This is a genomic window from Streptomyces sp. NPDC032198, assembly GCF_040636975.1.
Classification (GTDB): Bacteria; Actinomycetota; Actinomycetes; order Streptomycetales; family Streptomycetaceae; genus Streptomyces.
Window position 1 is genome coordinate 78,828 of the sequence record NZ_JBEZVL010000007.1, and the last position, 22,786, is coordinate 101,613.

General features: G+C 71.5%; 20 protein-coding genes and 1 pseudogene. 13 read left to right on the plus strand and 8 right to left on the minus strand.

The annotated features are described in order from the left end of the window. Nucleotides 1–13: 13 nt before the first annotated feature. Nucleotides 14–1,159, minus strand: a complete 1,146-nt coding sequence (locus tag AB0E78_RS19780) for an AAA family ATPase (protein WP_361833942.1) — start codon at nucleotides 1,157–1,159, stop codon at nucleotides 14–16. A 210-nt stretch (nucleotides 1,160–1,369) separates the two neighbouring features. Continuing rightward, a complete protein-coding gene (locus AB0E78_RS19785) occupies nucleotides 1,370–2,431 on the minus strand; it encodes a DUF3533 domain-containing protein (protein WP_361833944.1) in 1,062 nt (353 codons plus the stop codon). A gap of 175 nt (nucleotides 2,432–2,606) precedes the next feature. On the opposite strand from AB0E78_RS19785, the gene AB0E78_RS19790 reads away from it, so the two are divergent. The 4 genes and pseudogenes from AB0E78_RS19790 to AB0E78_RS19805 all read left to right on the plus strand — a co-directional run bounded on the left by AB0E78_RS19790 (nucleotide 2,607) and on the right by AB0E78_RS19805 (nucleotide 8,609). Further along, nucleotides 2,607–6,062: a DNA polymerase III subunit alpha gene (locus AB0E78_RS19790; protein WP_361833946.1), complete on the plus strand. Its 3,456-nt coding sequence runs from the start codon at nucleotides 2,607–2,609 to the stop codon at nucleotides 6,060–6,062. Next, on the plus strand, nucleotides 6,059–7,033 hold the full coding sequence (locus AB0E78_RS19795) for a hypothetical protein (protein ID WP_361833947.1): 975 nt from the start codon (nucleotides 6,059–6,061) through the stop codon (nucleotides 7,031–7,033). The genes AB0E78_RS19790 and AB0E78_RS19795 overlap by 4 nt, the downstream gene beginning before the upstream one ends. Before the next feature lie 330 nt (nucleotides 7,034–7,363). Beyond that, nucleotides 7,364–7,546: pseudogene (locus AB0E78_RS19800) on the plus strand (helix-turn-helix transcriptional regulator); the annotation flags it as partial. 196 nt (nucleotides 7,547–7,742) lie between these two features. Continuing rightward, a complete protein-coding gene (locus AB0E78_RS19805; protein WP_361833949.1) occupies nucleotides 7,743–8,609 on the plus strand; it encodes an alpha/beta fold hydrolase in 867 nt (288 codons plus the stop codon). Nucleotides 8,610–8,682: 73 nt separating this feature from the next. On the opposite strand, the gene AB0E78_RS19810 is transcribed toward AB0E78_RS19805, so the two are convergent. After that, complete coding sequence (locus AB0E78_RS19810) at nucleotides 8,683–9,675, minus strand: lytic polysaccharide monooxygenase (RefSeq protein ID WP_361833951.1); 993 nt, start codon at nucleotides 9,673–9,675, stop codon at nucleotides 8,683–8,685. 900 nt (nucleotides 9,676–10,575) lie between these two features. On the opposite strand from AB0E78_RS19810, the gene AB0E78_RS19815 reads away from it, so the two are divergent. Further along, on the plus strand, nucleotides 10,576–11,238 hold the full coding sequence (locus tag AB0E78_RS19815) for a sigma-70 family RNA polymerase sigma factor (RefSeq protein WP_361833953.1): 663 nt from the start codon (nucleotides 10,576–10,578) through the stop codon (nucleotides 11,236–11,238). Nucleotides 11,239–11,242: 4 nt separating this feature from the next. After that, a complete protein-coding gene (locus tag AB0E78_RS19820) occupies nucleotides 11,243–11,887 on the plus strand; it encodes a hypothetical protein (protein ID WP_361833955.1) in 645 nt (214 codons plus the stop codon). Nucleotides 11,888–11,912: 25 nt separating this feature from the next. Here the strand turns inward: AB0E78_RS19820 and AB0E78_RS19825 are convergent, their stop codons facing one another. Continuing rightward, nucleotides 11,913–12,599, minus strand: coding sequence for a response regulator (locus AB0E78_RS19825; protein ID WP_361833957.1), 687 nt, complete (start codon nucleotides 12,597–12,599; stop codon nucleotides 11,913–11,915). 204 nt (nucleotides 12,600–12,803) lie between these two features. On the opposite strand from AB0E78_RS19825, the gene AB0E78_RS19830 reads away from it, so the two are divergent. Genes AB0E78_RS19830 through AB0E78_RS19845 form a run of 4 tightly spaced genes read left to right on the plus strand, consistent with a single transcriptional unit; the run spans nucleotide 12,804 to nucleotide 16,312 of the window. Then, nucleotides 12,804–13,787 carry a tripartite tricarboxylate transporter substrate binding protein gene (locus tag AB0E78_RS19830; RefSeq protein ID WP_361834635.1) on the plus strand — a complete coding sequence of 328 codons (984 nt, stop codon included), beginning with the start codon at nucleotides 12,804–12,806 and terminating at the stop codon, nucleotides 13,785–13,787. Continuing rightward, a complete protein-coding gene (locus tag AB0E78_RS19835) occupies nucleotides 13,784–14,338 on the plus strand; it encodes a tripartite tricarboxylate transporter TctB family protein (protein WP_361833959.1) in 555 nt (184 codons plus the stop codon). Before AB0E78_RS19830 ends, AB0E78_RS19835 begins: the two co-directional genes overlap by 4 nt. Before the next feature lies 1 nt (nucleotide 14,339). Then, nucleotides 14,340–15,848, plus strand: a complete 1,509-nt coding sequence (locus tag AB0E78_RS19840) for a tripartite tricarboxylate transporter permease (RefSeq protein ID WP_361833961.1) — start codon at nucleotides 14,340–14,342, stop codon at nucleotides 15,846–15,848. Nucleotides 15,849–15,868: 20 nt separating this feature from the next. Next, on the plus strand, nucleotides 15,869–16,312 hold the full coding sequence (locus AB0E78_RS19845; protein WP_361834638.1) for an N-acetyltransferase: 444 nt from the start codon (nucleotides 15,869–15,871) through the stop codon (nucleotides 16,310–16,312). 6 nt (nucleotides 16,313–16,318) lie between these two features. On the opposite strand, the gene AB0E78_RS19850 is transcribed toward AB0E78_RS19845, so the two are convergent. Next, on the minus strand, nucleotides 16,319–16,465 hold the full coding sequence (locus tag AB0E78_RS19850; protein WP_361833963.1) for a hypothetical protein: 147 nt from the start codon (nucleotides 16,463–16,465) through the stop codon (nucleotides 16,319–16,321). Between the two features lie 108 nt (nucleotides 16,466–16,573). On the opposite strand from AB0E78_RS19850, the gene AB0E78_RS19855 reads away from it, so the two are divergent. After that, on the plus strand, nucleotides 16,574–18,055 hold the full coding sequence (locus tag AB0E78_RS19855) for a trifunctional class I SAM-dependent methyltransferase/NUDIX hydrolase/VOC family protein (protein ID WP_361833965.1): 1,482 nt from the start codon (nucleotides 16,574–16,576) through the stop codon (nucleotides 18,053–18,055). A 77-nt stretch (nucleotides 18,056–18,132) separates the two neighbouring features. Here the strand turns inward: AB0E78_RS19855 and AB0E78_RS19860 are convergent, their stop codons facing one another. Beyond that, nucleotides 18,133–18,654: a DUF402 domain-containing protein gene (locus AB0E78_RS19860; RefSeq protein ID WP_361833968.1), complete on the minus strand. Its 522-nt coding sequence runs from the start codon at nucleotides 18,652–18,654 to the stop codon at nucleotides 18,133–18,135. Then, nucleotides 18,635–19,564, minus strand: coding sequence for a GNAT family N-acetyltransferase (locus AB0E78_RS19865; RefSeq protein WP_361833970.1), 930 nt, complete (start codon nucleotides 19,562–19,564; stop codon nucleotides 18,635–18,637). Before AB0E78_RS19865 ends, AB0E78_RS19860 begins: the two co-directional genes overlap by 20 nt. 76 nt (nucleotides 19,565–19,640) lie before the next feature. On the opposite strand from AB0E78_RS19865, the gene AB0E78_RS19870 reads away from it, so the two are divergent. After that, entirely contained in the window at nucleotides 19,641–20,033 is a 393-nt protein-coding gene (locus AB0E78_RS19870; protein ID WP_361834641.1) for a GntR family transcriptional regulator, read from the plus strand. A gap of 56 nt (nucleotides 20,034–20,089) precedes the next feature. Here AB0E78_RS19870 and AB0E78_RS19875 read toward each other — a convergent pair whose 3' ends face one another. After that, on the minus strand, nucleotides 20,090–21,184 hold the full coding sequence (locus AB0E78_RS19875) for a DUF5925 domain-containing protein (protein WP_361833972.1): 1,095 nt from the start codon (nucleotides 21,182–21,184) through the stop codon (nucleotides 20,090–20,092). Nucleotides 21,185–21,337: 153 nt separating this feature from the next. On the opposite strand from AB0E78_RS19875, the gene AB0E78_RS19880 reads away from it, so the two are divergent. Further along, nucleotides 21,338–22,762 (plus strand): xylan 1,4-beta-xylosidase, encoded by a 1,425-nt coding sequence (locus AB0E78_RS19880; protein ID WP_361833974.1) that lies wholly within the window; start codon nucleotides 21,338–21,340, stop codon nucleotides 22,760–22,762. Nucleotides 22,763–22,786 lie beyond the last annotated feature (24 nt).

Consider the following 22,786-nt stretch of genomic DNA (forward strand, 5'->3'; position numbering starts at 1 on the left):
CGCAGGTTCGAACTCAGCGCTTCGGCCAGTACCAGAGCGGTTCGTCCAGGAGACTCTCCCGGCCCGCCACCGCCGTCTGCCCCGACTCCTTGAACAGCTCTAGGGAGTTCACGTCGACCCGGTGGCGCACCGCTCTCTTGGCCACGGCTTCGGCAAGAGGGCGGGCATGGGTCACCAGGACGACCTGCGTGTCCTTCGTCGCCGTGAGGATCAGGTCCGCGAGGGGGCGCAGGAGGTCGGGGTGCAGGCTCGTCTCCGGTTCGTTCAGGACCAGGAGCGAGGGCGGCCGGGGCGTGAGCAGTGCCGCGGTCCACAGGAGATAGCGCAGGGTGCCGTCGGACAGCTCGGCCGCTCCGAGGGGGCGGGTCAACCCGCGCTGGTGCAGCTGGAGTTCGAAGCGCCCTCCGCTGTCGATGGTCCGCACCCGGCTGCCGGGGAAGGCGTCGTCCACCGCGGCGTCAAGGGCCGCCGGGTCGCCGATCTCGCGGATGGTCTGGAGCGCCGCGGCCAGGTCGGCGCCGTCATGGCCGAGGACCGGGGTGCGGGTGCCGATCCGTGCGGCTCGCGCGGGGGCTTCGGCGTCCGTACGGACGTGGTCGTAGAACCGCCAGGAGCGGATCAGTTCGCGCAGCCGCAGCAGGTCGGGCGCGAGCTGGGGGTCCGCGAGCTCGCTCAGCATGCTGTCGTACGGACGGATGCCCTGGGAGCGGTGCCAGCCGCCGTCGGCCGTACGGGTGCGCACGGCAGGACCCGAGCGGTCGGAGAGCAGGGCGGCGGGGCGCAGGACGGGCCCGGCCCAGGTGCACTCGCGCTTGATCTCCGGGTCGAGGTTGAAGAGGGAGGGCGCCGCGCCCGTGCCCGAGGTCGGGATGGGGTACCCGAAGTCGACCGCGTACCCGAACTCGTCGCCCGCGAAGCCGAGGCGCAGGCCGGCCGCCTCCGCCTTCTTCTCGCCCGCCCACATCGCCGAGGGGAGTCCGCCCTCGCGGGCCAGGGCCGAGACCGCGCCGCCCCGAGCGGAGTCGGCGAGCAGCCGCAGCGCGCGGTACAGGCTCGACTTGCCGGTGCCGTTCCCGCCCGTCACGACGTTCAGCCGGTCCAGCGGGACGATCAGTTTGCGCAGGGAGCGGTAGTTCTCGACCGCCAGGGTGCTGATCATTGCTCCAGCCTCGCACCAGGGTCTGACAACGGCGCCCGGATCCGGCTCGGAGGTACAGCGCCCCGGCGGTCGCGCCGTGCCCGGACCAGCCGGTGACCCGGTTCCAGCCCACGGAGGTGAGTCCGAGCGGCCCGAGCTGGGCCTGCGCGGTGGGCTCCATGCGCTTGACGGAGACCGCCTGCGCCGCGGGGCCCGAGCGGTGCGGAAAGTTCACGCGGCGGTGCTGCCCGAACCCGAGCCGGCGCCGTGCGTCTCCGGCGGCTTCTTCTCGCCCGGCTGGCGGTCCCCGCGCAGCGCGGACATGACCAGGGTGACGACGGTGCCCAGGACCGCCCAGGCGGCGAGCACCAGCATCGGTCCGGTGATCGCGTTGCCCTTGAAGTACGCGATCGAGCGGGCCACCCAGGTGCCCGCGCCCGGCGGCAGCCAGGGCCCGATCTCCTTCCAGAACGGCGGCAGCATCGGCAGCGGGAAGGCGCCGCCCGCGCTCGGGTTGCCCGCGATCACCACGAGCAGCACGGCGAGGCCGATGCCCACGATGCCGGTGAGCGACTGCAGGGCGAGCGTGATCATGCCGACCGAGAAGACGACGAGCGAGCCGAGGCCCCACAGGCCCATGATGCTGCCGGGCAGGGCGCCGAGGACCGGCCCGATGATGATGGCGCCGCCGATGCCGCCCGCGATCGAGTAGAGCGCCATGACGCCGGTCCTGATCAGTGCGCGCTGCCGGTTGGTGGCCCGGGAGCCGGCGCTGATCGCCAGGATCGAGGCGCACAGGTAGCCGCCGACGCACCAGCCGACGACCAGGTAGAAGGACGAGAGCCCGTCGAAGTCCTTGGTGGACGCCGGGGCCACGTCCACGGTCTTGACCGTCCGCTTCTCGGCCGCGTCGACCTGGGTGGCGATCTTCTCCAGTGCGGTGGCGAGCACGGTGCCGCCGCCCGAGCCGACCAGGAGGGTGTCGGTGGTGCCCCGGGGGTCGACGATCAGGGCGCCGTCGATGTCGCGGTTCATGATCTGGTGCCGTGCCGCGGCCTCGTCCTTGAGTACGCGGGGGTCGAGCGGATCACCGGGGAGTTTCCCGAGCTTGTCCGAGGTCTCCTTGGCCGCGGGGCCCGGAGCGACGACCCCGAAGGGCACGTCCTTCGGCTTCGGGTCGTGCAGGGCCCCTACATAGGAGGCGATGAACAGTAGCTGCAGGACCAGTACACCGATGACCAGCAGGGCTGCTCGCGGGGTGACGGCGCTCTTCAACTCGTCGGTGAAACTCATGCCCCCACGCTCCGTGTCCCCTGCCGTTCCCGCAGGCGGGCGGGGCCGAATGGGCGAAGCGGGTGCGGGTCGGATGGGGTGCCGTACGCCGGTGTCGTACGTACGTTCGAAACTTGGTCTATGGTGGAGGCGGGGGATGTGAGAACGGATCGATTCAGGGTTTCAGGAGGTGCGTGTGCCCGGGTTCACGCATCTGCACACCGTCTCCGGGTTCTCCCCGCGGTACGGGGCCTCGCACCCGGAGCGGCTTGCCGAGCGCGCCGCCGAGCGGGGCATGGACGCCCTCGCGCTCACCGACCGGGACACCCTCGCGGGGGCCGTCAGGTTCGCCAAGGCCTGCGCGAAGGCGGGGGTGCGGCCGCTGTTCGGGGCCGAGCTCGCGGTGGGGGAGCCGGCTCCGCCGCAGGGTGCCAGGCGGCGGACCCCGGTGCGCGGAGGTGCCTTCATCGATGAATCGACCCCGCGCGTGACCTTCCTCGCCCGCGACGGCGCCACGGGCTGGGCCGCGCTGTGCCGCCTGATCACCGCCGCGCACCGGAGCGGCGAGGGGCAGCCCGTCCTTCCGTGGGAGGAGAACCACGGCGAGGGCATGACCGTGCTGCTCGGCCCCGCGTCCGACGTGGGGCGCGCGCTCGCCGCCGGGCGCCCCGACCGGGCCGCCCGCCTCATCGCCCCCTGGCGCGAGCGCTACGGGGACGCGCTGCGCCTGGAGTCCGTGTGGCACGGCCGCGAAGGCACCGGCCCCGGCTCGCTCCGCCTCGCCGCCCGCACCGTCGGCTTCGCCGCCGAGCAGGGGGTCCGTCCCGTCCTGAGCAACGCCGTCCGCTACGCCGACCCGGGCATGGGCCCGGTCGCCGACGTGCTCGACGCCGCCCGCCGCCTCGTTCCCGTCGACCCGACCAAGGAACTCGACAGCGGGGAAAGGTGGTTGAAGGGCGCCGACGCCATGCTGGGCAACGCCGAGCGGATCGTGGAGGCGGCCGGTTTCCGCCGCGACACCGCCCACCGCCTCGTCGAACAGACCCGGACGGCCGCCGCCGAGTGTCTCGTCGACCCTGAGGACGACATCGGCATCGGCTCCGTCCGCTTCCCCGAACCGCACCTCGTCGGCGCGGGCCGCCGCAGCGCCCAGCGCGTGCTCGCCTCGCGGGCGGCGGCGGGGATGGTCCTTCGGGGGTACGACCGCGCCCCGGACGCCTGCGGCTACTGGGAGCGGATGCACCACGAGCTGGACATCATCGCGTACCACGGCTTCGCCTCCTACTTCCTCACCGTGGCCCAAGTGGTCGACGACGTACGTGACTTGGGCATCCGGGTCGCGGCGCGCGGCTCCGGCGCCGGGTCCCTGGTCAACCACCTCATCGGCATCGCGCACGCCGACCCCGTCGAGCACGGCCTGCTCATGGAACGGTTCCTGTCCACGCGCCGGTCCGTCCTGCCCGACATCGACATCGACGTCGAGTCGGCCCGCCGCCTCGAGGTCTACCGCGCGATCATCGGCCGCTTCGGCACCGAGCGGGTCGCGACCGTCGCGATGCCCGAGACCTACCGGGTCCGCCACGCCATCCGCGATGTGGGCGCCGCCCTCTCCATGGACCCGGCCGAGATCGACAGGATCGCCAAGGCCTTCCCGCACATCCGCGCGCGCGATGCCCGCTCGGCGATGGAGGAGCTGCCCGAGCTGCGCGAGGTGGCGGGGGAGGCGGAGAACCACGGCCGCCTGTGGGAGCTGGTCGAGGCCCTGGACGCGCTGCCGCGCGGGGTCGCCATGCACCCGTGCGGAGTGCTGCTCTCCGACGCCTCGCTGCTCGCCCGTACGCCCGTCGTGCCCACCAGCGGCGAGGGCCTGCCCATGTCCCAGTTCGACAAGGAGGACGTGGAGGACCTCGGGCTGCTCAAGCTCGACGTGCTCGGGGTGCGGATGCAGTCGGCGATGGCGCACGCGGTGGAGGAGGTCGAGCGGGCCACGGGTGAGCGGGTGGACGTGGACGCGGTGCCGCCGGGGGACCCGGCGACGTACCAACTCATCAAGTCCACCGAGACGCTGGGCTGCTTCCAGATCGAGTCGCCGGGCCAGCGGGACCTGGTCGGGCGGCTGCAGCCCGCCACCTTCCACGACCTGGTCGTCGACATCTCGCTCTTCCGGCCGGGACCGGTCGCCGCCGACATGGTGCGGCCCTTCATCGAGGCCCGGCACGGCCGCGCGCCCATCCGCTATCCGCACCCGGACCTGGCGGGCCCGCTCAAGGAGACGTACGGCGTCGTCGTCTTCCACGAGCAGATCATCGAGATCGTGGACATCATGACCGGCTGCGGGCGCGACGAGGCGGACCGGGTGCGGCGCGGGCTCTCCGACCCCGAGTCGCAGGGGCGGATCCGGTTCTGGTTCGCGCAGCAGGCGGCGGCGAAGGGGTACGACGGCGAGACGATCGGCCGGACCTGGGAGATCATCGAGGCCTTCGGCTCGTACGGCTTCTGCAAGGCGCACGCGGTGGCCTTCGCCGTGCCGACGTACCAGTCGGCGTGGCTGAAGGCCCATCACCCGGCCGCCTTCTACGCCGGGTTGCTCACCCACGACCCCGGGATGTACCCGAAGCGGCTGCTGCTCGCGGATGCGCGGCGGCGGGGGGTGCCGATCCTTCCCCTGGACGTGAACAGGTCCGCGGTCGCTCACCGTATCGAACTGGTGTCCGGTTCTGGCTCGGCTCCGGACCGCTGGGGCCTGCGTCTCGCCCTCTCCGACGTCCACGGCATCAGCGAGGCCGAGGCCGCGCGGATCGCCGACGCGCAGCCCTACGCCTCGCTCCTGGACTTCTGGGAGCGGGCCAGGCCCAGCAAACCGGTCGCCCAGCGGCTCGCACAGGTCGGCGCGCTGGACGCGTTCGGCGCCAACCGCCGCGATCTGCAACTGCACCTCACGGAGCTCAGGCGGGGCTCGCGGGGCTCCTCCGGGGCCCAACTCCCGCTGTCCGGCGGGCGGAAGACGGCCCCCGCCGGGCTGCCCGACCTGGACGACGCGGAACGACTCAGCGCCGAACTCGGCGTCCTCGGCATGGACTCCTCGCGCCATCTCATGGGCGACCACGCGGAGTTCCTCCGGGAGCTCGGCGTGCTGACGGCGCGCCGCCTGAGGGAGGCCGAGCACGGGGCGACCGTGCTCGTCGCGGGCGCCAAGGCGGCCACCCAGACCCCGCCGATCCGCTCCGGGAAACGCGTCATCTTCAGCACCCTGGACGACGGAACGGGCCTGGTCGACCTGGCCTTCTTCGACGACGCGCACGAACGGTGCGCGCACACCGTCTTCCACTCCTGGCTGCTCCTGGTCCGCGGCGTGGTGCAGCGGCGCGGGCCGCGCAGCCTCAGCGTGGTCGGCGCGGCGGCCTGGAACCTGGCGGAACTGGTGGAGCTGCGGCAGGAGGGCGGGCTGGAAGCGGTGGGGGCGCGTCTTGCCGAGTCGGGGCCGGAGCCGGGGCCGGAGGGGGAGTCCGACGGAACCCCGGCGGACGCCGGCCGCCGCATCCGGATGTCCACGGGGTACGAGATGCACCCCTGGGCCGACCTCCAGCCGCCCGGCGAACGGGCGGCGACAGGGCGGAAGTTGTGGCACCAGAGCCCAGGGAGCGCGGGATGAGCACCCTCTGCGTACGGTTCCTCCTGCCGCCCATGTACGAGGCGGCCGTGCCCCGACTGCTCACGTTGCTCGGCGAGTTCAGCCCCGTGGTCGAGGCGCTGCCGCCCGACGCCGCGCTCGTCGACGTACGGGGAGCTATGCGTTACTTCGGGCGGGACGCCGTCGAGCTCGCCTCGGTGATCCGGGTGCGGGCGCTCGCCCTGTACGGCGTGGACTGCGTGATCGGCGCCGGACCCGGGCCGATGCTGGCGCGGATGGCCGCGCGGGAGGCCGCGCCCGGGGTGACCCGGGCCGTGGGCGGGGATCCCGACGCCGTCGCGGAGTTCCTCGGGCCGAAACCGGTCGCCGAACTGCCGGGGGTCGGCCGCGCCACCGCCCGCACCCTCTGCTCGTACGGGCTCGACTCCGTCGGCAAGGTGGCCGCCGCGCCGCTCTCCACGCTGCAGCGCCTCGTCGGCGTCCGCGCTGGCCGCGAGCTGCGGGAGAAGGCGCACGGCGTCGACCGCGCGCGTGTCGTGCCGAACGCCGCCGCGCGCTCCCTCGCCTCCGAACGCTCCTTCTCTCGCGACGAGTTGGACCCCACGCGGCACCGCAGGGCGCTGCTCTCGCTCACCGAGGAACTCGGCGCGCGGATGCGCGTCGAGGGCCAGGTGTGCCGCTCCCTGACCCTCACCGTGCGGTACGCGGACCGCTCCACGACGACCCGCACCCGTACGCTCCCCGAACCGACCGCGCACTCCTCCGCGCTGACCGCCACCGCGTACCGCATGTACGAGGCGCTCGGCCTCCAGCGGGCCAGGGTGCGCGGCATCTCCCTGCGCGCCGAAGGGCTCGGGGACGCCGAACAGGCCTCCCACCAGCTGATGTTCGACCCGGTGGACGACAGGGCCCGCCGGATCGAGGAGGTCGCCGACCGGGCGCGGGCCAAGTTCGGGCCCGGCGCGATCGTGCCGGGGACGCTGGCGGCGTAGCACCGCGCCCCGGGGTCACAGGTCCCGGCGGGCACGGTGTCGCGCCCCGGGGGCGCCCGGCACCGGGCCGTCGGCCACACCCGCGACGGCTCCAACAGCCCACGGGCGTACGCCCACAGGCCAATACCCCCGGGAGGGAGGGCCGCATACGATCGGCGCATGGACATAAAGCCAGGTCAGCCGCTGCCCGAGCAGGGCCGGAGCGGGGACGGGAGCGCGACGGTCGGGAGCGGGGACGGGAGTCGTGGCCGGAGCGGGAGCCGCGGCAGGCTCGCCGCCGGGCGTCCGTGGCCGGCCGTGCGCGCGGGCCTGGCCTGGAGCCGGGCATGCGAGGTGCTCACGCTGGTCGGCCGCGGGCTTTCCAACGCGGAGATCGCGGCCGAGCTCGTCATCGCCGTGGCCACGGTCAAGGCGTATGTGGCGCGGCTCTTCACCAAGCCGGATCCCCGCGACCGGGTCCAACTGGTCATCATCCCGTACGAGTTGGGGCTGGTCGTGCCGCCGAGGAGGTGACCCGGCGGGGCGGCGGCCGGGTGAGACCGGACGCGGTGGGCCGCGCGATCGTGCCAGTGGTCACTGGAAGTTTTACCGACGCGTAACTTCACACTTTCACTACCGGCTCGTAATTTGTCGTGTGCACGGCATCCTCGTGATCCGGATCACAGGGCTCACTCATCGCAACTCCCTTGAGCCGCAAGGAGATCACACGATGCTGCCCTGGAGACGAGCGCTCAGAGCGCTTGCCGCCGCCCTCCTCATGACGGGCGCGCTCACCCTCACCCCTGCCGCCACGGCGTCCGCGGCCCCCGCCGCCGCAGCCGCCACGTCGAGCGGCTGGAACGACTACGGCTGCAAGCCGTCCGCCGCCCACCCCCGCCCCGTGGTGCTCGTCCACGGCACCTTCGGCAACTCCATCGACAACTGGCTCGTCCTGGCGCCGTACTTGGTGAGGCGCGGCTACTGCGTCTACTCCCTGGACTACGGCCAGCTGCCCGCAGTGCCCTTCTTCAACGGGGTCGGGCCGATCGACAAGTCGGCCGAGCAGCTCGACGGCTTCGTCGACAAGGTGCTCGCCTCGACGGGCGCCGCGAAGGCGGACCTCGTGGGCCACTCGCAGGGCGGCATGATGCCCCGCTACTACCTGAAGTTCCTCGGCGGCGCGGCGAAGGTGAACGCCCTGGTCGGCCTCGCGCCCGACAACCACGGCACCACCCTGCTCGGCTTGACCAGGCTGCTGCCCTACTTCCCCGGCATCGAGGACCTGCTCACCACCAACACCCCGGGCCTCGCCGACCAGATGGCAGGATCACCGTTCCTGACCAAGCTCAACGCGGGCGGCGACACCGTCCCCGGCGTGCGCTACACCGTCATCGCCACCAAGTACGACGAGGTGGTCACCCCGTACCGCACGCAATTCCTGACCGGCCCCGGCGTACGCAACGTGACCCTCCAGGACCTGTGCTCCGTCGACCTCTCCGAACACGTGGCGATCGGGATCCTCGACCGCGTCGCGCACCATGAGGTCGCCAACGCGCTGGACCCGGCGCACGCGACCCCGAGCACGTGCCTGTCCTGACCGAGCGCGGACAGCGGGCCGCCGCCTCCCCGGAAGCGTGAGGGGAGGCGGCGGCCCGCTGATTGCTCCGTACTCAGCGGCCGTGGCGCGCCGAGCGGCGGCGGGCCGTGCCGAACATGGCCGCGGCGCCGATGGCGAGGGCGGCTGCGCCGCCGATCGCGATGTACGGGGTGGTGCTGTCGCCGCCGGTCTCGGCGAGGTTCTCGTTCGTGGCCGCGACGGGCTTCTCGGCGCCGCCGTTCACCTCGGGCTCGTTGGCGGCGGTGTCGTCAGCCGCGGCCGGGGCCGGTGCGGAGGCCTCGGCGCCCGTCTTGGCGTCGCTGTCACCGTGGCCGTGGTGCTCGACGGTCGACTTGTCGGCGCCCGCGGCGATGTCCTTCTCGGAGGGCGCGGAGGCGGTCGGGGCCGGAGCCGCGGCGCCGCCGCCGCTGTCCTTGCCGAAGACGACGTCGGAGCAGGTGTAGAACGCCTCGGGGGAGTCCGAGCGCTGCCAGACCGAATAGATCAGGTGACGGCCGGTCTTGGCCGGGACCTTGCCGTCGAAGACGTAGTCGCCGTTCTCCATCTTCGGGTCGGCGACGTCGACGAAGGGCTTCTCCTCCAGGTCCGACCACTTCAGGGGCTTGGACGGGTCGTACGAGTCCTTCGTGATGTACAGCTCGAAGGAGCCCTTGTGCGGGGCGGTGCCCTTGTAGTGGAAGGTGTGGTTGCCGCCGGACATCTTGCTGGACGGCCAGTCGGCGCGCGGCAGGTCGAGGCCCTTGTACTTGTCGTTGCCGGCGCTGCACAGCTTGCCGTCGGGGATGATCTCCTTCGACTTGCCCGCGGCGTTGGCGATGTTCACGCCGTTCCAGTCGTAGAAGGCCTGCGCGCCACTGGCCGCGACGGCCGCCTTGCAGGCAGCCGACTTCGGGGCCTCGGGACCCTCCTGGAAGCACGCGGAGACACGGCTCACCGGGTCCGTCATCGAACCGTGCGCGGCGGCGGGGGCGGCCGAAAGGGCGGTCAGGGCGAGCGGGGCGATGCCGGCGGCGGCGATCGCGGCGACCTTGCGACGTGCGGTCATGGGTGGTTCTCCTCAGCGGCGGTTCTGGGGGTGGGGGACACGAGACGGTTGCGAACGGCCGGTGCCGCCCCCCGATTACGTGCGGCGCCGACGGTTCGTAACCGGCCCGGCGACGAGAAAGCTAGCCGCTGAAATCCCCGAATTCGCCTGCTGGGAGGGGGTGATGGCGATCTTTATGGTCGACTTAAGGGAGGGCTAACCGGGGGCTCAGGCTGGGTCCGTGTGAGTCCCGGTTTGGCCGGTAGGTGAGCTACGGGCCGGTCCGGAGGGGGTCGCCGGGAAGCCGGAAGCGCTGTCGGGCCCGTCAGTTCGACCCCGCGTGACTCAACAGGCCGCCACGTGACCGGAGTTGGGCACAGTAGAGTGATGTGAGTCACATTGGGGGCCAGTTCTGAACGCGATGCGTCGGCGCGAGGGGCGCGGGAGGGGGCGTGGGCCGCATGCCCCGGTGGCATGTGGCGGGAGGGTTTGCGCTGGCCAGAGCGCCGCACGCAGAGTGACGACCAGTTACCTATCGTTCACTCTCGAACACAAATTCTTCCCCACAGTTACTCCCAAGTCACTTTGCGTCCAGAATTGGCCGCCTCGGACATACGCGTTTGCCCCGGCGATCCGAAATCCTGCGGTTGAGGACATCGACGTTCTCCGGTGGTCCGCACCTGGTGCAGGGCGGCCTGCCGTCAGCAGGACAAAGGACAGGAACAGTGACCTTCACCCTCGACGAACTTCTCGCCGCGACGGTCGTCGTCACCGCGCTGCGGGTCTTCGCCCCCGACGCACGCCATCTGACGCGCCGCCTGCTGGCGCCGGAGTGCGCGTGGGCGCCGCCGAACTGCTCAAGGGGAAACGTCCCTCCGACACCGTCGAGCTGCCTGCGCCGAGCGACGAGGGAGCCCGGTGATGAGCGACCCCACCACGTCGGTGCCCTCCGAGGACGCCGAACAGCCCAAGGACGCCGGCTTCGCCACGATCGGGATGTCCTGCGCCCCGTCGTCCGACCTGCCCGCCCTCACCGGCATGTCCTACGAGATGCCCCCCGACCTGGAACGCTGCTTCGCCCGCTACGCCAAACCCCAGCTCCGCTACGCACACTCGATGCTCGGCGACAAAGAAGCCGCCAAGGCCGTCGTGCGCCGCTGCTACCGGCACCTCGCCCTGAACTGGCGCAACGTGCAGCAGGAGGAGAGCCCGGAGGCGTACGCCTGGAAGCTCCTCAAGCAGCGCGTGGAGATCCACCTGCGGCTGGCCGGGCGGCCCGCCCCGGCCCAGATGGTGCAGAGCGCCGCTTTCCAGCACACCGCCCGCGCCACCCTGGAGGCCGCGCGTCACCAGTTCACCGCGATGGAATCCGCCCTCGGCCTGTACACCGCGATAGCGGGCCTTCCCGAGCGCCAGTACGACGTCATCGTGCTCCACTACGTCCTGGGCTATCCCTCCCGGCGCATCGCCCACATCATGGGGATCAAAGCTGACACCGTTCGTTCTCACCGGCGCCTGGCGCGCCAGCGCATGGCCATCAAACTCGGTCTGTCGATCGATCCAGCCGCCGACGAGAAGGAGTAACCCCGTGCCGAGCCACATCGACACCGCCCTCGCCCAGGCTGCGATGGACGACGTGTTCACCGACGCCGACCTCGCCGACCTCAAGCAGGAGATCGTCAGGGACGTCACCCAGACCCTGATGTTCGGGGCCGTGCCCGGCCCGGCCGGTCACATGCCCACCGTCCACGAGCAGGCCGCGGCCAGCCTGGACGTGGTGTCCACCCAGGTCCTGCACCATCCTGAGGCGGCCGGACACCTCTCCCGGCTGGCCGCCCGCGGACCCGACAATCCCGACGGCGCGCTGCACTTCGCCTGCCTGCTCGGTCTGGCGGGCTGCTGGGAAGGTGCCCAGTTCTGGTGGCAGTTCTCCGCCGGTGCGGGCAACGCGGTCGCCGCCCACTGCCTGAACCTCTACCACCTCAGCCGGGGTGAGCTCCGCGATGCCAACTTCTGGGCCGAGCAGGCCATCACCCTCGCCGACCCGCCAGGACCCCGCTCCCCGCATCAGCGCCGACCGGTCGCGCAGCGCGAGCCCCGGCTGCCCCGGCGCCTGCACGAGGCCGTGCGCCGGCTCAAGGTCGACACCGTGGAGGACTTCGGCATGGGCAAGGTCCCCTACCCGGACTCGCACCTCGTCGATCAGGCGGTCGAGGAACTGACCACCGCCTGACGGCCAGGGCCGCCACTCCGCAGGGCTACCGCACCCACCGGTACCGCCGCTCCGGCCGCCCCGTCCCCCCGTACCGCAGCGTCACCTCGGCCCGGCCCGTGTCCGCGAAGAACTCCAGGTAGCGGCGGGCGCTGACCCGGGAGAGCGTTCCCTCCTGGGCGCACTCCGAGGCGGAGAGCCCGCCCGGATGCCCCCGCAGGGTCTGCTCGACCAGGTCCGCGGTGTGGGCCGCAAGGCCCTTCGGGAGTTCACGGGAGCCGGGCGGCCGGGTGCCGAAGATCTGGTCGACGTCCTCCTGGCGTGCCTCGTCCAGGCCGTCCAGGCGGGCCCGCACCGCCGCCACGTGCAGCAACTGCTCACGCAGGGCGGCCTGGTTGAACGGCTTGATGAGGTAGTGCAGGGCTCCGGCCCGCAGCGCCGCCCGCACGATCTCCGCGTCCCGCGCCGCCGTGATGAACAAGGCGTCAAGCGGCTGCCGGTCCCGGTCGCGCTCCTCGACGGCACGCAACTCCCGTAGCACCGCGATGCCGTCCATGTCGGGGAGATAGATGTCGAGGAGGATCAGATCGGGGCGCAGCCGTTCCACCGCCGCCAGCGCCTGAGCACCGCTGTGCGCCACCCCCACCACCGCGAATCCGTCCACCGCGGACACATAACGGCTGTGCAGTTTGGCGACCATGAAGTCGTCGTCCACGACCAGCACCCTTGTCATCGCCGCAGGCTATGGGCGCGACCACAACGACCACAACGTCCGTTGATTCCGGAAGAGAGACAGCTTCTTAACGCGCAGGCAACATGTGGGCCACCTCACAGGAATCCCCGTCCCCGCGGACGGCGGCCGGGTTCCCGCCCCCACGGGGAGCCCGGCCGCACCGACTCCCCCCAAACGACTACGTACCGACAGGTGGTGGCACACGTGCGTCTGCGCACACCCCTTGCCCTGCTCGGGGCCGCGCTGCTCGTGCTCGCAGGGCCGCCGCTGCTCTCCACGGGCGGCGGCGCCGAGACCGGCACACAGATCCCCGGCCTGCGCCTCATGGTCCCCAACACCCCGGGCGGCGGCTACGACATCACCGCCCGCACCGCGGCGAAGAACGCCGAGGATGCCGGACTCACCCACAACATCGAGGTGTTCAACCTGCCCGGCGCCGGCGGCACCGTCGGCCTTAGCCGCCTCGTCGGCGAACACGGCAACGGCAAGCTCGCGATGTCCATGGGCCTCGGGGTCGTCGGCGCCGCACGCTCCAACGACTCGCCCAAGACCCTCGCCGACACCACCCCGATCGCCCGCCTCACCGAGGAGCCGGACGTCGTCGTGGTCGCCAAGGACTCCCCGTACAAGGACATCAAGCAGCTCGTCGCCGCCTGGAAGAAGAACCCGGGCAAGCTGCCGGTCGGCGGCGGTTCGTCCCCGGGCGGCCCCGACCACCTCGCCCCGATGCTGATGGCACGCGCCGCCGGGATCGACCCGAAGAAGGTCAACTACGTCCCCTTCGACGGCGGCGGCGAACTCCTCGCCTCGATCCTCGGCAAGAAGGTCGCCTTCGGCGTCTCCGGCGTCGGCGAGTACCTCGACCAGATCAAGTCGGGCGAGCTGCGGCTGCTCGCGACCACCGGACCGAAGCGCGTGAAGGGTCTGGAAGGACCGACCCTCAAGGAGTCCGGCTACGACGTGGACTTCACCAACTGGCGCGGCATCGTCGCCCCGCCCGGCCTCTCCGACGCGGAACGCAAGAAACTCACCGGCCTGGTCAGGAAGCTCCACGACTCCCCTGAGTGGCGCAAGTCCCTCAAGACCAACCGCTGGGACGACGCCTTCCTCACCGGCGACGAGTTCGGCGACTTCCTGGCCGCCCAGGACAAGAGCGTGGTGTCCGTGCTGAAGGAGCTGGGACTGTGACGACGACGACCGAATCCCCGTCGACCCCGCCCGACGAGCACGGCAGCGGAAGCAGCCGCCGCACCTGGCTGCGCGAGCACTCCGAACTCGGCGTGTGCGTCATGCTGCTTGCCCTCGGCGCCCTCGTCCTCACCGACGCGCTCACCATGGACGTCGAGATCGCCCAGCGCGGCCCCATCGGCCCCAAGACGGTCCCGGTCGTCGTGGGCATCGGCCTCCTCGTCGTCGCCGTGATCCTCGCGGTCGACGTCCTGCGCGGCGGTCGCGGCGAGGCCGAGGGCGGCGAGGACATCGACCTCTCCGAACCCGCCGACTGGCGCACCGTGCTGCTCCTCGCCGGAGTCTTCCTCGGCGCCGCCGTCCTCATCGAACCGCTCGGCTTCCCCGTCGCGGGCGCCCTGCTGTTCTGGGGCGCGGCGTACGCGCTCGGCAGCCGGCACCTGGACCGCGATCCGCTCATCGCGGCAGGGCTCTCCCTCATCACGTACGTCGTCTTCAACAACCTGCTCGGGGTGCCGCTGCCCGGCGGACCACTGATGGGAGTGCTGTGACATGAACGCCTTCAACTCCCTGATGGACGGCTTCGGCACCGCCCTCACCCCGATGAACCTGCTCTGGGCCGCCGTCGGCGTGCTCCTGGGCACCGCGATCGGTGTCCTGCCCGGCATCGGCCCCGCGATGGCGGTGGCACTCCTGCTCCCCGTGACGTACGGCCTGGAGCCGACCGGCGCGTTCATCATGTTCGCGGGCATCTACTACGGAGCGATGTTCGGCGGCTCGACGACCTCCATCCTGCTCAACACCCCGGGCGAGAGCGCCGCGGTGGTGGCCGCGATGGAAGGCAATCCGATGGCCAAGGCGGGGCGCGGCGCACAAGCCCTCGCCGCCGCCGCCATCGGGCACTTCGCGGGCGGCATCATCGGCACGACCCTCCTGGTGGCGCTCGCGCCGACGGTCGCCGACCTCGCGGTCGACATCGGGGCGCCCGACTACTTCGCCATCATGGTCCTCGCGTTCATCGCCGTGACGTCGGTGCTCGGCTCGTCCCGTGTACGAGGACTCGCCTCGCTCCTGATCGGCCTCACCCTCGGCCTGGTCGGCCTCGACCAGATGACCGGGCAGCAGCGACTGACCTTCGGCTCGCTCCAACTCGCCGACGGCATCGACGTGGTGATCGTCGCGGTCGGTCTCTTCGCGATCGGCGAGGCCCTGTGGGTCGCCGCCCATCTGCGGCGCACGAGCGGCGAGGCGATCCCCGTCGGCCGCCCCTGGCTCGGCAAGGCCGACGTGAAGCGCACCTGGAAGTCCTGGCTGCGCGGCCCGCTCATCGGCTTCCCGTTCGGCGCGATTCCCGCGGGCGGCGCGGAGATCCCCACCTTCCTCTCGTACGTCACCGAGAAGCGCCTGTCCAAGCACAAGGACGAGTGGGGCAAGGGCGCCATCGAGGGAGTCGCGGGCCCCGAGTCGGCGTCCTCGGCATCCGCGGCGGGCACCCTCGTCTCCATGCTGACGCTCGGCCTCCCCACGACGGCGGTGGCCGCGGTGATGCTGGCCGCCTTCCAGCAGTACGGAATCCAGCCGGGCCCGCTCCTCTTCGAACGCGAACCGGACCTGGTGTGGGGCCTGATCGCGTCCCTCTTCGTCGGCATGGTCCTGCTCCTGGCCCTGAACCTGCCGCTGGCCCCGGTCTGGGCCAAACTGCTCCGCATCCCAAGGCCCTACCTGTACGCGGGCATTCTCTTCTTCGCCGCGGTGGGCGCGTACGCGGTCGGCGGCGAGGCCCTCGACCTGGTGATCCTGCTGATCATCGGCCTGATCGGCTTCGGCATGCGGCGTTACGGACTGCCGGTCCTGCCCGCCGTCATCGGCGTCATCCTCGGCCCGAACGCCGAGCAGCAGCTGCGCCGCGCCCTGCAGATCAGCGACGGCAGCGTGAGCGGCCTGGTCGACACGCCCTTCTCGATCACGGTGTACGTGATCATCGCGCTGATCGCGCTGTGGCCGCTCCTGAAGAAACTGCTGGTGCGGGGCAGGAGGACTGACGTAGATGTAAAGGCATGACCCACGACGTGACCCGCCCCATGCCCGATGAGATCCGCCCCGCCACCGCCGCCGATGTCCCCGCCGTGAAGGCGGTGACGGACGCGGCGTACCACCCCTACATCGCGCGCATCGGTGTCGTGCCCGTCCCCATGGAGGCGGATCACGCGGCGGACGTGGCGGCGGGGCGGGTGTTCGTCACCGGGGACCCCGTGGTGGGTCTCCTGGTCCTCGTCCCGCACGCGGACCATCTGTTCCTGGACAGCATCGCGGTCCACCCCGAGGCGGCGGGCCAAGGGGTGGGCCGCCGCCTGCTCGCCTTCGTGGACGAGCGGGCGCGGTCGCTGGGACTTCCCGAGGTCAGGCTCTATACGAACGCGATGATGTGGGAGAACCAGAAGCTCTACCCGCGCCATGGTTACGAGTTGGTGGAGCGCAGGGTGGACGGCCCGTACGACCGCTTCCACTACAAGAAGACCCTCTAGCTGATCTCACCCATCGGGCCACCAGGTCCGCTGGATGTCCTTGCGGACCTCGGGGCGCTCGCGAGGCCGCTCGCGCTCCTCGGACTCGTACTTCTCCCGGACCTGCCGATTGGTGGGCTTACCGACGGTCTTGTGCACGGTCACACGGCGCATGGCTGCCTCCCTGTACTACCGATGTCCAAGGTAGGACGTCGGTAGACCTCTGCAGGGAGGGTTTCTCATCGAAGTTGGATTGTCAGTGGCGGGTGTCACCATCGCCGGATGACGATCGACTGGGACGCCGAGGCGGCCACCTTTGACGACGAGCCGGACCACGGACTGCGGGACACGGTGGTGCGGGACGCGTGGGCGGAGCGCCTGCGGGACTGGCTGCCGAAGACCCCCGGCGACCTCCTTGACCTGGGCTGCGGCACCGGAAGCCTCTCCTTGCTGGCCGCCGAGCGAGGGCATCGCGTCACGGGCGTGGACCTGTCCCCGAACATGGTGGAGCTGGCCCGCGAGAAGCTGTCGGGGCACGCGGCCCAGGTGCTGGTCGGCGATGCGGGTGAGCCTCCGGTGGAGGGACGTCTTTTTGACGTGATCCTGGCCCGGCACGTGCTGTGGATGTTCCCGGACCCGGAGGAGACGCTGCGGCACTGGTGCGGGCTGCTGCGGCCGGGCGGACGCCTGGTGCTCGTCGAGGGCGTGTGGGGCACGGAGAACCCCGCCGGAATCCCCGCGGACCGCCTGATCGGCGCGCTGACGCCGGTGGCCGGTCAGCTCCGTGCCGAGCGGCTCTCGGGCGACGAGCGGCTGTGGGGGAAGCGGGTGGAGGACGAGCGTTACGCGGTGATCGCCGACCTCCTGGCGACGCCCGCCCGGCACAAGGAGGTGGTGGACGTCCACCTCATCCTGCGCCGCGGCGACGAGGTGCTGCTGGCCCGCCGCGCCGGGACCGGTTACGGGGACGGACTGCTCAACCTCCCCTCCGGTCACGTGGAGGCCGGCGAGGACGTCCGTACGGCCGTGATCCGCGAGGCCCGCGAGGAGATCGGCCTGGCGCTCACGCCCGACGACGTCAGCGCCGAACTGGTCCTCCAGCACCGGGGTCCTGGCGGGGCAGCCCGCATCGGCTGGTTCTTCGAGGCGGCGTACGGCGCGGGCGGCGAGCCCTTCAACGCGGAGCCCGACAAGTGCGACGAGCTGAGCTGGCACGGGGTGGCCGAGCTGCCGGACGACATGGTGGCGTACTGCAGGGCGGCTCTTGAGGCGTGGCGGGCGGGGGAGCGGTTCGCCCTGCACTGGCAGGAGGCGGGTGACGCGGTGCGGTACGAGAGGGGCGGGGCCGATCGGTCGGTCGCCCTCACGCCTGCGCGGGGCGCGCACCATGTGGAGCTCTGGGTGCCGGACTTCGCCGCCGCGGAGGCTTCGTGGGGCTGGCTGCTCGGGGAGCTGGGGCATGTCCGTGAGCAGCGCTGGCAGGGCGGCGGCAGCTGGCGGCGAGATGCGTCGTACGTGGTCCTTGAGCAGTCGCCGGACATGCGGGACAGCGGCCATGACCGGCTGCGGCCCGGCCTGAACCACCTGGCGTTCCATGTGCGCAACAGGGCGGAGCTGGACCGGCTGGTGGCGCGGGCGCCCGGGCACGGATGGTCGTTGCTCTTCCCGGAGCGGCATCCGTTCGCGGGAGGCGAGAAGCATTGCGCGGCGTATCTGGAGGACGGGGCGGGCTTCGAGGTGGAACTGGTCGTCGGGGCGCCCTGACCGGAAGGGCCCGAACGCCGGACGGCCCGGACCGTCATCCGGGCCGTCCGGCGCATGTGGACCTGAAGCGCCTGGTCCTACGGCGCGTCGTGGAGGGCGGAGGCCGGGGCGAGGGGTTCTCCGTCGCGGGCCAGGCGCTCCAGTTCGTCCAGGGCGGACAGGGCCCTGGACGCCGCCTCGGGGTCGCGCTCGGCGAGGCCGCTCTCGGCGAACTCGTCCTCGTCCAGGCGCAGGATCGTCCGGCCGTCCGCCGAGCACCACAGGTCGAGGTCCAGGTCCTCCACCGTCAGCGTCGAGCCGTCCCGCACCGCCGGGCGCGTCACGTCGCAGTACCAGCCCTTCAGGACGCCCGTGGAGGTGCGGACCTCCTTCACGGCGTACCAGCGATCACGCCAGTAGTGCTCCGTGAAGACGTCGCCCGGCTCGAAGCGCACGAAGCCGAAGTCCCGTACGCCGTCGGCCGCCCACGGTGCTCGGACCGTCACCACGGTGCCGTCGTCCGCGACGACCTCCGCCGGATAGCGGATCTTCGTGCGGCCCGCCTTCATCAGGACGACTTCCACCTGGCCGGGCGTCGTGTCAGCCGAGGTCTCGGACATGACGTACCTCCGTCGCGCAGATCTCGTAACCGAACCACTTGTTGATCGCCAGCATCGGCTCGTTGCCCGCGTCGTTGCCGGTGAACGCCTCCGTGCAGCCCGCGGCACGCGCCCGGTGCAGGGAGTCGTTCTTGGCGAGCTTGGCCAGGCCGCGGCCGCGGAACGCGCGTCCGGTGCCGGTCATGCCGCTCGCGTAGCGCGACGCGCCGTCCGTGCGGGCCAGGGTGAAGGCGGCCGGGCGGCCGTCCACCACGGCCACCGTGGTCAGCTCGCGGTTGACCAGGGGGTGGTTCCAGGTCTCGGCGAGCCAGTGCGCGTAGTCCGTGAACTCCGCGGCCACATCGCTCGGTTCGTCCGCGACGGTCTCCGCGTCCAGGTCGAAGAGGGCACGCGGGTCGTCCCCGTACGAGGCTCCCGTACGCAACTCCACCCCGTCCGGCGGCTCTTGGCGGGGCGGCAGCACGCCGCCCGCCAGGTCAAGCCGGAGGAAATGGGCGGAACGGCTCGCGCGGTAGCCGCGTGCGGCGGCGAAGGCGCGGTTCGCGGGCTCGTCGAGCACCCAGGAGAAGACCGTCGAGACTCCCTCACCCGACAGGTACTCCTCCGCCGTCCGCAGGATCAGCGATCCGGCGCCGATGCCGCGCCGGCCGGGGAGCACGTAGACGTTGGCGAAGCCCTGGCCCGGCTCGGGGCTGTCGTAGGAGACACCCACCTGCGCCGTGCCGATGATCTCTCCGTCGCTCTCGGCGACCAACTGGCTGTACCGGGACTCCGGATGGGCGTGTGCCAGATCGAACCTGACGGAATCGGCGGTGGCGAGCATGGCGGGCACGCAGGCGCGGCGGACCACGGCGAACGCCTCGGCGTCCGGCGTGTTGCCGGGGCGCAGGGCGCGGACAAGGACGGTCATGGGGCCGCACGCTACGCGCGGAGCGTGCCGTGGTGCCTCTTATTTTCCGGGGGTGCGGGACAATCGCCGCGTGACGTTGAAGATCGAGATCGAAAGCGACGGGGCCGGCGCGGGCACGGGCGGTGTACCGGCCTACGAGCAGGTGCGGGCCCAGATCGCCGAGCAGGCGCGGGGCGGTGCGCTGCCGGTCGGCTACAAGCTGCCGACCGTGCGGGGGCTCGCCCAGGAGCTGGGGCTCGCCGCCAACACGGTGGCCAAGGCGTACCGGGCGCTCGAGGGCGACGGGGTGATCGAGACGCGGGGGCGCCACGGGACGTTCGTCGCCGCCGCGGGGGACGCGGCGGCGCGGGAGGCTTCGGGGGCCGCCCAGGCCTTCGCCGAGCGGGCTCAGCGGCTCGGGCTTTCCGAAGCCGCCGCGCTTGCCGCCGCGCGGGATGCTTTGCGGGCCGCTTATGGGGACTCGGGGTGAGCTGACCCCGTGCTGCCCGCCCACTGTGGCGAGCACGCCCCGCTACAGAGACCCCGCTACAGGTACAGCCCCGCGTCCGCTCCCTCTCTCGGGTCCGGCACCGACGTCGGGGACGTGCCGCGGCGCAGGGCGTACAGCTCCGCCAGGGTCGCGCCCTCGCGGGGGACGCCTTCGTCCGTGCCGAGCCAGTCGACCGACTCGGCGCGGGTCAGGCTCCCGACCTCGATCCGGGCGAGGCAGCGGCCGGGCCGGACCACCGCCGGGTGGAGCCGCTCCAAGTCCTCGTTGGTCGTGACGCCGACCAGGACGTTGCGGCCCTGCCCGAGCAGCCCGTCCGTCAGGTTCAGGAGCCTCGACAGCGCCTGCCCGGCGGTGTGCTTCGCCTCGCCCCGGATCAGCTCGTCGCAGTCCTCCAGGAGCAGCAGCCGCCAGCGGCCCTTCGCCGTGCCGTCGTCCTCACCGATCGCGATGTCCATCAGATAGCCGACGTCGCTGAACAGCCGCTCCGGGTCCAGGACGCAGTCCACCTGGCACCAGTCCCGCCAGGACCGCGCGAGCGTCCGCAGCGCCGACGTCTTGCCCGTGCCCGGCGGGCCGTGCAGCAGCAGGAGGCGGCCCGAGATGTCCTCGGGGCCCGTCTTCATCAGGGAGTCCATGGCCCCGGCGACCGGCGCGGTGTAGTTCTCCCGCACCTCCTCCCACGTACCCGCGGCGATCTGCCGTGTGGTGCGGTGCGGGCCGCGCCTGGGGGACACGTACCAGAACCCCATGGTCACGTTGTCCGGCTGGGGCTCCGGTTCGTCCTGCGCGCCGTCCGTCGCCTGCTTCAGGACCTTCTCCGCGAGGTCGGCGCTCGTCGCCGTCACCGTGACGTCCGCGCCGCGGTTCCAGCGCGAGATCAGGAGCGTCCAGCCTTCGCCCTCGGCCAGCGTCGCGCTGCGGTCGTCGTCGCGGGCCGCGCGCAGCACCGTCGCGCCCGGCGGAAGGAGCGTGGAACCGGACTTGACGCGGTCGATGTTGGAGCTGTGCGAGAAGGGCTGCTCGCCGGTGGCGAAGCGGCCGAGGAAGAGAGCGTCCACGACATCGGACGGAGAGTCGCTGTCGTCGACGTTGAGCCGGATCGGCAGGGTGTCCTGAGGGTTCGCAGACATGCCGCCATGATCCGGCACGCAAGTGCCCTTGTGCATCCCGGTTTACGTACTCCGCCGTACTCCGTTCAGGTGCCGGGTCCGGTGGCGCCCCGTGGCAAAGCTGTGGTCCGGAACCTGTCCCACCGACAACCACCGCCGTTACTCTTGTCCTTGATGGCACGTCATGGGTGGAATTCGGGGGCACAGCGGTGGCGACTGACCGCGCTGCTCGGCGTTGCTCTGGCCGCACTGGCCCTGATCCTGACCGTAACCAACACACTGCCCGGTGACGGCACGGGCACCGAGGGCACCACGCGCGACGGCGACAAGGTGCACGGCACGCCCGCCGTCCCGCCCGGCGAGGCGAAACCGGCCGTCGGCTGGGGCTTCACCCACACCCAGTACAGCGCGGACGAGGGCGGCGACGCCGCCACCCGGCGGGTCGAGGAGCTGCTCGCGGGCAAGCCTCGCCCGCTGCCGCAGATCCAGCACATCATGGGCTGGGGCGCGGGCAACCCCGAGCCGGTCAAGGGGCGTTACGACTTCTCGGCGATGGACAAGCGGATGGACTTCATCCGCGCCACCGACGGCACGCCCGTCGTCACCCTGTGCTGCTCCCCGGACTGGATGAAGGGCGGCAAGCCCGGCGCGGACAACACCGACTGGAGCCAGCAGGCCCTGGAGACCGCCCCGGAGCGCGCCCACTACAAGGACTTCGCCAAGCTCGCGGCGACCGTCGCCAAACGCTATCCGGACGTACGGCACTTCATCGTCTGGAACGAGTTCAAGGGCTTCTGGAACAGCGAGAAGGCCCGCTGGGACTACGAGGGCTACACCGAGCTCTACAACCTGGTCTACAAGGAGCTCAAGAAGGTCAACGAGGACATCCTGGTGGGCGGCCCCTACCTCGTCATGGACAGCCTCGACCCGCGCCAGAGCGAGGGGGCGTCGACGAAGGTCGAGGGCGACTGGGGCCGCATGGACCAGCGTGCGCTCGACGCCTTCGACTACTGGAACAAGAACAAGGCGGGCGCGGACTTCGTCGTCGTGGACGGCTCCAGCTACACCGTCGACGACGAGATGCTGCCCGACGAGTTCAAGGCCACCGACAAGCTCACCGCCGTGAGCAAGTGGGTGCGGGAGCGCACCGGCGACCTGCCGCTGTGGTGGGCCGAGTACTACGTGGAACCGGGCGACAGCAACGACGACCGCGACGACTGGTCCGAGCCGCACCGCGTCGCCGTGCAGGCCTCGGGACTGATGGCGATGGTGCGCGGCGGCGCGAGCAGCGGCTTCTACTGGAATCCGCAGAACAAGGGCGAGAGCTGCGCGGGCTGCCTGTGGCGCTCCACGCAACTCGACGACGGCGGAACGGAGTTGCCCATGCTGACGATGCTCTCCCGGTTCAGCGAGGAGTTCCCGCCCGGCACGGAGTACGACAAGGTCTCCGTCGCCCCCGACGACGTACCGAACGTACGCGTCCTCGCGAACAAGAAGACGGTGCTCGTCGTGAACACCCTCGACCGCCCGATCAACGCGAAGATCGACGGGCAGCGGTTCGGGATGAAGGGGTACGAGGTGAAGTGGCTGAAGCGCTGATCCGCTTCAGCCACCGTCCCCACC

Excerpts from the sequence above, each read along its gene's own strand:
- AB0E78_RS19865 (WP_361833970.1), bottom strand. The coding sequence starts at position 19,564 with ATGACCGTCCTTGTCCGCGCCCTGCGCCCCGGCAACACGCCGGACGCC.
- AB0E78_RS19825 (WP_361833957.1), bottom strand. The coding sequence starts at position 12,599 with ATGACAAGGGTGCTGGTCGTGGACGACGACTTCATGGTCGCCAAACTG.
- AB0E78_RS19810 (WP_361833951.1), bottom strand. The coding sequence starts at position 9,675 with ATGACCGCACGTCGCAAGGTCGCCGCGATCGCCGCCGCCGGCATCGCC.
- AB0E78_RS19840 (WP_361833961.1), top strand. The coding sequence starts at position 14,340 with ATGAACGCCTTCAACTCCCTGATGGACGGCTTCGGCACCGCCCTCACC.
- AB0E78_RS19855 (WP_361833965.1), top strand. The coding sequence starts at position 16,574 with ATGACGATCGACTGGGACGCCGAGGCGGCCACCTTTGACGACGAGCCG.
- AB0E78_RS19875 (WP_361833972.1), bottom strand. The coding sequence starts at position 21,184 with ATGTCTGCGAACCCTCAGGACACCCTGCCGATCCGGCTCAACGTCGAC.
- AB0E78_RS19880 (WP_361833974.1), top strand. The coding sequence starts at position 21,338 with ATGGCACGTCATGGGTGGAATTCGGGGGCACAGCGGTGGCGACTGACC.
- AB0E78_RS19815 (WP_361833953.1), top strand. The coding sequence starts at position 10,576 with ATGAGCGACCCCACCACGTCGGTGCCCTCCGAGGACGCCGAACAGCCC.
- AB0E78_RS19780 (WP_361833942.1), bottom strand. The coding sequence starts at position 1,159 with ATGATCAGCACCCTGGCGGTCGAGAACTACCGCTCCCTGCGCAAACTG.
- AB0E78_RS19785 (WP_361833944.1), bottom strand. The coding sequence starts at position 2,431 with ATGAGTTTCACCGACGAGTTGAAGAGCGCCGTCACCCCGCGAGCAGCC.
- AB0E78_RS19845 (WP_361834638.1), top strand. The coding sequence starts at position 15,869 with ATGCCCGATGAGATCCGCCCCGCCACCGCCGCCGATGTCCCCGCCGTG.
- AB0E78_RS19860 (WP_361833968.1), bottom strand. The coding sequence starts at position 18,654 with ATGTCCGAGACCTCGGCTGACACGACGCCCGGCCAGGTGGAAGTCGTC.
- AB0E78_RS19805 (WP_361833949.1), top strand. The coding sequence starts at position 7,743 with ATGCTGCCCTGGAGACGAGCGCTCAGAGCGCTTGCCGCCGCCCTCCTC.
- AB0E78_RS19850 (WP_361833963.1), bottom strand. The coding sequence starts at position 16,465 with ATGCGCCGTGTGACCGTGCACAAGACCGTCGGTAAGCCCACCAATCGG.
- AB0E78_RS19795 (WP_361833947.1), top strand. The coding sequence starts at position 6,059 with ATGAGCACCCTCTGCGTACGGTTCCTCCTGCCGCCCATGTACGAGGCG.